General features: G+C 60.4%; 6 protein-coding genes and 1 pseudogene. 2 read left to right on the forward strand and 5 right to left on the reverse strand.

The window, feature by feature from the left end:
• Nucleotides 1-7 precede the first annotated feature (7 nt).
• The gene (gene guaA / locus VFW84_RS17440; RefSeq protein ID WP_329681743.1) at nucleotides 8-1588 is read left to right on the forward strand and encodes a glutamine-hydrolyzing GMP synthase; all 1581 of its coding nucleotides are present in this window, start codon (nucleotides 8-10) and stop codon (nucleotides 1586-1588) included.
• Nucleotides 1589-1808: 220 nt separating this feature from the next.
• Here guaA and VFW84_RS17445 read toward each other — a convergent pair whose 3' ends face one another.
• The 3 genes and pseudogenes from VFW84_RS17445 to VFW84_RS17455 form a co-directional block, all read right to left on the reverse strand.
• On the reverse strand, nucleotides 1809-2399 hold the full coding sequence (locus VFW84_RS17445) for an AraC family transcriptional regulator (protein WP_329681744.1): 591 nt from the start codon (nucleotides 2397-2399) through the stop codon (nucleotides 1809-1811).
• Nucleotides 2400-2472: 73 nt separating this feature from the next.
• Nucleotides 2473-2619: pseudogene (locus tag VFW84_RS17450) on the reverse strand (IS3 family transposase); the annotation flags it as partial.
• 83 nt (nucleotides 2620-2702) lie between these two features.
• Nucleotides 2703-3281 carry a TetR/AcrR family transcriptional regulator gene (locus VFW84_RS17455; RefSeq protein ID WP_329681745.1) on the reverse strand — a complete coding sequence of 193 codons (579 nt, stop codon included), beginning with the start codon at nucleotides 3279-3281 and terminating at the stop codon, nucleotides 2703-2705.
• A 209-nt stretch (nucleotides 3282-3490) separates the two neighbouring features.
• Here VFW84_RS17455 and VFW84_RS17460 point away from each other — a divergent pair, with 209 nt between their 5' ends.
• A complete protein-coding gene (locus VFW84_RS17460) occupies nucleotides 3491-4354 on the forward strand; it encodes a metal-dependent hydrolase (protein WP_329681746.1) in 864 nt (287 codons plus the stop codon).
• A 370-nt stretch (nucleotides 4355-4724) separates the two neighbouring features.
• Here VFW84_RS17460 and VFW84_RS17465 read toward each other — a convergent pair whose 3' ends face one another.
• Together VFW84_RS17465 and VFW84_RS17470 are read right to left on the reverse strand one after the other, a co-directional pair.
• A complete protein-coding gene (locus VFW84_RS17465) occupies nucleotides 4725-5501 on the reverse strand; it encodes a thioesterase family protein (protein ID WP_329681747.1) in 777 nt (258 codons plus the stop codon).
• A 41-nt stretch (nucleotides 5502-5542) separates the two neighbouring features.
• The gene (locus VFW84_RS17470) at nucleotides 5543-6352 is read right to left on the reverse strand and encodes an oxidoreductase (RefSeq protein WP_329681748.1); all 810 of its coding nucleotides are present in this window, start codon (nucleotides 6350-6352) and stop codon (nucleotides 5543-5545) included.
• Between the last annotated feature and the right edge of the window lie 34 nt (nucleotides 6353-6386).

The following is a 6386-nucleotide window of genomic DNA, read 5'->3' on the forward strand; positions in this document are numbered from 1 at the left end:
TCAGATCATGCATGACAAGATCCTCATCCTCGACTTCGGCTCGCAGGTCACCCAGCTGATCGCCCGCCGTGTGCGTGAAGCCCACGTCTATTGCGAGATCCATCCCAATGACGTGTCGGACGACTTCATCAAGTCGTTCGCGCCCAAGGGCATCATCCTGTCGGGCAGCCACGCCAGCACCTACGAAGACCATCAACTGCGCGCGCCTCAGGCCGTGTGGGATGCGGGCGTGCCCGTGCTGGGCATCTGCTACGGCATGCAGACCATGGCCGTGCAATTGGGCGGCGAGGTGTCATGGAGCGACACGCGCGAGTTCGGCTACGCCGAGGTGCGTGCCCATGGGCACACCCGCCTGCTCGATGGCATCCAGGACTTCACTACGCCGGAAGGCCACGGCATGCTCAAGGTCTGGATGAGCCACGGCGACAAGGTCACCGCGCTGCCCCCGGGCTTCAAGCTGATGGCGTCCACGCCCAGTTGCCCCATCGCCGGCATGGCCAACGAGGACAAGCGCTACTACGCCGTGCAGTTCCACCCCGAGGTCACGCACACCGTGCAGGGACACGCCATGCTCACGCGCTTTGTGCGGGACATCTGTGGCTGCTCAGGTGACTGGATCATGGGCAACTACATCGAAGAGGCCGTGGCACGGATCCGCGAGCAGGTGGGGGATGAAGAGGTCATCCTGGGTCTGTCCGGCGGGGTGGATTCGTCCGTGGCCGCAGCACTGATCCACCGCGCCATCGGTGATCAACTGACCTGTGTGTTCGTGGATCACGGGCTGCTGCGCCTCAATGAAGGCGAGATGGTCATGGACATGTTCGCTGGCCGCCTGCACGCCAAGGTCGTGCATGTGCAGGCTCAGGATCAGTTCATGGGCCATCTCAAGGGCGTGAGCGATCCTGAGCAAAAGCGCAAGATCATCGGCCGTGAGTTTGTCGAGGTGTTCCAGGCCGAGGCCAAGAAGCTGAGCAATGCCAAGTGGCTGGCGCAAGGCACCATTTACCCTGATGTGGTCGAGTCGGGCGGCACACACACCAAGAAGGCCACCATCAAGAGCCACCACAATGTGGGCGGCTTGCCCGCCACGCTGGGTCTGAAGCTGTTGGAGCCCCTGCGCGAACTGTTCAAGGACGAGGTGCGTGAGCTGGGTGTGGCCCTGGGCCTGCCCCCCGACATGGTCTACCGCCATCCCTTCCCCGGCCCTGGCCTGGGCGTGCGCATCCTGGGGGAGGTCAAGCCCGAGTTTGCCGACCTGCTCAAGCGTGCCGATGCCATCTTCATTGAAGAACTGCGCAAGTGCATCGACCCAGAGACGGGCAAGAGCTGGTACGACTTGACCAGCCAGGCCTTCACGGTGTTCCTGCCGGTCAAGAGTGTGGGTGTGATGGGCGATGGTCGCACGTATGAATACGTGGTGTCCCTGCGTGCCGTGCAGACCAGCGACTTCATGACCGCCGACTGGGCCGAGTTGCCCTACAGCCTGCTCAAGAAGGTGTCGGGCCGCATCATCAATGAGGTGCGCGGGATCAATCGGGTGGCTTATGACGTGTCGAGCAAGCCACCGGCGACGATCGAGTGGGAATGATTTGAAGGCGGTTCACACCGTCCCAGAACGTCTCATGAATGCATGGAAGCCCTTGATGTTCAAGGGCTTTTTTGTTTCTGACGTCCGGTAATCCCCCCGCAAAACCAGCGCGCTGAAAAGTAGAAGTTCTCGAAGGAAAATTTCTACCATGAAGAAGTCTCGATTCACTGACAGCCAGATCATTGATGCGCTCAAGCGCGTGGAGGCTGGCCGCGTAGCTCTACTTCTCAGAGCGGTGGTTTATGGGGGGATTGCCTTGGACATCGGTCGGCAAGGCCGGGGCCGAGCGGATTTCGGTGGCTTGGCGGCCGAGCCGCCAAAGCGATGGGGTCTGGCCCGTCGTGCGCTTGAAAGCGCGTGTGAACGCGGCGGCATCGGCAAAGCCGGCGGACAGTGCGATCTGAGCAATCGGCTTTTCGGTTTGCAGGAGCAGCATCTCAGCATATTCGACGCCGACCTCGCTGCGCAACTGTGGCAGCGTTGAGCCCTCGGACTTGATGCGTCGGCTCAAGGTTCTTGGTGACATGGCCAAGGCTCGCGCCAAGCCATCGGCGTCCAGCACCTGCTTCTGCACAAGGGCTGCATGCAGCATTCGCCTGACTTCCTGCGTCAAAGGCTTCAAGCCATGAGCGGCCACGGCCTGTTGCTCCAATGTGGCCTTCATCAGCAAGTGCGACGCGCGGCTGCGCGCGATGAGCGGAATGGAAAGGGCCTTCGCGGGAATGACAATCTTATTCTGGCGAGCATTGAAGACAAACTTCAATCCGAAGGCCGCTTCGTAGTCGGCTGGGTCACCCGTGGGACCATGCATGAGGTGCACTGAAGCGCCGTCGATCTTCTCGGTCTGAAGCGCCCCGGGTTTCGCGGAGGCCCGTTGGTTTAAGTCAGACGGTCGCGGCCTGATCAGCGCGTTGCTGGTGGTAGCTTGCCTCGAACTCAGTAGGCGGGACATTGGCCAGTGGCCCCATCAATCGATGGAGGTTGAACCAAGAGACCCATTCCAGCGTTGCCAGTTCGACGGCCTGTTTGGTCGGCGGATTCAACCGGTCGTCGCAACACCTTCAACAAGGAGGTGTTTATTGGGGGGATTACCGTGCTTCCTGACTGATTGAGATCAGTCGCCTTTAGGCGTGTGCTGTTGAACCAGCGCTTCAATGTGCGCTCGGTTTGCCCTCAGGATCTCACGCCGTGTGGCGTCAGATTTGACCGATCGGGCCAGGATGACGGCGCCCACACATTGAGCGATCGCAGCCCACGCTGCGTTCTCATCTTTGAGTTCGTCATACCAGACCGAGTGCATTTCCTTGAGGCCATCTTCGACGATGGACTTTACTTCGGGAGGAATCCGGCCCAACTCAGCGCCCAAGGCGGGCAGCACACACCCAGCTTCCGGGTGCTCGGCGTGCAGGACGCTGAGGTACGCCTTAGTGCGCTGACCCAAGGTGGCAAGGCTACCGTCACTGGCTTGTGGCTTGAGCATCGACACGCTGTGCTGTATCTCTTCCCGAACGACTTCCTCCAGCAGGGCCTGCTTGGATGGGAAGTGGCTGTAGAACGCACCGGCCGTCAATCCAACAGACGACATCAAGGTGTCCACGCCAGTAGCGTCAAAGCCATTTTTCTTGACCAGCGCCCGACTGCTGTCAATCAGCTTGCGTCGGGTTTCTTCCTTGTGGGTTTTTGAATAGCGCATGAAAAGCCCCTTGACATGGCCAACATCGTAACATAGCATTCGTTCACTAAACGATCGTTTGCTAAACGAATGTTTGCAATAAGCAGTCCTGGGTGGCCTGTCCTTCCTGGCATCGGGACACCGGTGGCGACACATGGGGCATGCACTCGGGTACCGGGGTCCAAGTGAGGTCTAAGTAACGGCATGACCAGAATCGATGAGGTTGAAACATGAGCACTGAACATGTGAGAAGCGAAATCCAGCCACGTGAGCATCTGGATTTCAAGTTGAACGACGGGCTGCCACGTTTCTGGCATGGCGGTGACCCCTACAAGACGCGCTTTTTTGACGCGATGTCCGTGACCTTCCCCATCGGTGAGCGGTACTTCATCAGCACGGTGCGCGCTTACCGCGATGAGATCAAAGACCCGAAGCTGGCAGCCGAGGTGAAAGACTTCATTCGCCAGGAAGCGCAACACGGGATGGTGCATGCCGAGTTCAATGAACTGCTGTCCAAGCAAGGCATTGCGGTGCGATGGGGTGAGCGATTCCTGGATCGCAAGTTCAAATGGCAGCTCAAACGGTGGTCAAAGGCCTTCAATCTGTCGTACACGGCCGCAGCTGAGCACGTGACCGCGATGATGTGTTCCACGCTGTTCCAACGATCGATGGCTTTCAAGGGCGCCGACAAGCGCATCGCCGCCATCTATGCCTGGCATTCCATAGAAGAAGTCGAGCACAAGGCCGTGGCCTTTGACGTGCTGACAAAGGTTGCCAAGGTGAGCTACCTCACACGCATTGCCGGCTTGATCTATTTCAGCATCGAGTATCCCCTTGGCAACTGGTTTGCGGTCAACCAGATGCTGAAGTCGGACGGCTTTGGTGCCTGGGCGCGCACCAAGATGCTCCTCAAAGGCGCGTGGTGGCTCTACAAGCCAGGCGGCGTTTTCATGCCCTCCATGGGCTACTACTTCTCCTACTTCAAGCCTGGCTTCCACCCCTGGCAGCACCAGGAGCCGCAGCACCATGGCGCCTGGGTCAAGGCCTATGAGGAGACGGGCGACCCCATCCAGGCCGCCGAGGTGTTCAGTTAAGCAGCGCTGGGGTGTGTCCTGCCTGATGGCAGGCAGCGCCTTGGCCGCACCGTGATCCCTACATTGGCATCCCCCACATCAAAGACATCCAGTGCCGTGTCGTGCCGCTCACACAGGAGCAGCATCAACCGCCCAAGCATGCGCTCGGATCAGCCTGATCCGGAGAATGTGTTCAGAGCCGGTCGTCCCAGAATGGTCTTGTGATCTCTGATAACCAAGGTCTGAATCGATACGAACGGTTCCAGCGCTTGAGAACCCAGGCCACCCACCGATGTTGACCAGCAGCGGATCCGCCGTCGACGGCCACATGATCAAAAAATGACACGCCTCAAACCTCCGTGCTTCAACGTTGGATGGGGTTGTCGGCCAGCTAGGCAAAAATCGCCACGGTCTGATTGCCTGACAGCACCAACTGACGGTTCTCGTCCCAGATGTCCATCGTCTGGAACGAATAGCCATCGCGAGCGCGGTGACTGGTGGAGCGGAGTAGGTACCAGCCTCCTGCAGCGGCAGGCGCAGCCAGATCCAGGTTCCAGGTCATGGAGCTGATCGGTGCGAACGCCTTGAAGCAGGCCATCACGCCGGGCGGCAGGCTGTCCCCCAGGGCCAGCAATGCGACAGCGGGGTCCACCCCAACCGCATCTTTGTGGCGTACCCAGGCCAGCAGTTCAGGGTGATCACCGCCTGTGACGGGCAGTGAGGGCCCGGCCATGCGAATGTCAAAGTTGCTGAGGTGGATCGGCGTGGGGCCCGTCTCGTGCAGGCTGATGCATCTGGCGGGCGGGTTGACGTCTGGGCAGGTGGTGAAGTCGTGCTGCACTGAGCTGGGACGCGGGTGGGCAAACAAGAAGGCCACACGCAACATCAGTTGATCGCCGACCATGCCATCGACTCCCATCAGGGTGGCTGATTTGCCTTGACGCAAGGTCTGCGCCTTGAAGTTCAGGCCGTCGATGCCGGGCGCCACAAAGAGGATCTGCGCAGACCTGAGCGGCGGCAGATCAGGCGGTGCCACCTGCAACGCGGCCTCCAAGGCCAGGGCGGCGGAGAGACCACCATAGATCGTTCGCCCCTGGTGCCAGTTGGCGGGCGTGCTGAAGCCCTCCGTCGCGGAGAAGGTCTGGATGACTTGGGCCAGTGAGGTCATGGGAAGTAGGTCCGTCACGAAGGTTTGCAAACGACTGAAGATCAGCGCAGCCCGAAGGACTTCCGCAAGCTGGCATCGACAGGTCCAAAGGGCATGAAGCGCCTCAGCTTGCTGAGCAGCGATGCCATGCCTCGCGGGGTGCGCCGCATCTGCCAGGGCCCGGTGGCAGCCGCGACGATCGCGTCCACCACACCCTCCGGGCCAGGCCCCTTCTCGATGCTCTTGTTCACCGCCTTCCACGCCTGGTCACGCTCGGGGGTGTAGTCGCCAATGGCGGCTTCCGCGAGGGGAGAGTTGCTGCCCAGTTGCGTGCGGGTGAACGAGGGCTCCACCACCGTCACTCGAATGCCGAACTGGCGAACCTCGTGGTCCAGCGATTCCGACAAGCCCTCCACCGCATGCTTGGAGGCCGAATAGACGCCCATGTAGGGCGCGGGCAGGAAGCCCAGGACCGAGCTGATGTTGATGACTTTGCCCGCGCGCTTGGCCCGCATGTACGGTAGCGTGGCTTTAACTGTGCGCATGATGCCAAGGACGTTGGTGTCCAGCAGGGCCATGGCCTCTTGGATGGAGGTTTCTTCCACCGCCCCCACGACCGATACACCGGCGTTGTTGACCAGCACGTCAATGCGCCCCGTCTTGGCAGCGATGGCGCTGATGGCTCGGTTCACGGAGTCTTCATCGCGCACATCCATCGCGACCAGTTCGACGCCGACGATGGGCTGGTGGTTGGAAGCGTTGCGCACTGTGCCGAACACCTGGTAGCCCAGGCTCTTGAAGCGCTCTGCGGTTGCACGGCCAATGCCGGACGACACGCCGGTGATCACAATCACGGTGGGCTTGTTTGACATGAAACATCCTTGGTGGTGGATTGAACATAGAGCG

Source organism: Aquabacterium sp. (genome assembly GCF_036279655.1).
GTDB lineage: Bacteria > Pseudomonadota > Gammaproteobacteria > Burkholderiales > Burkholderiaceae_C > Aquabacterium.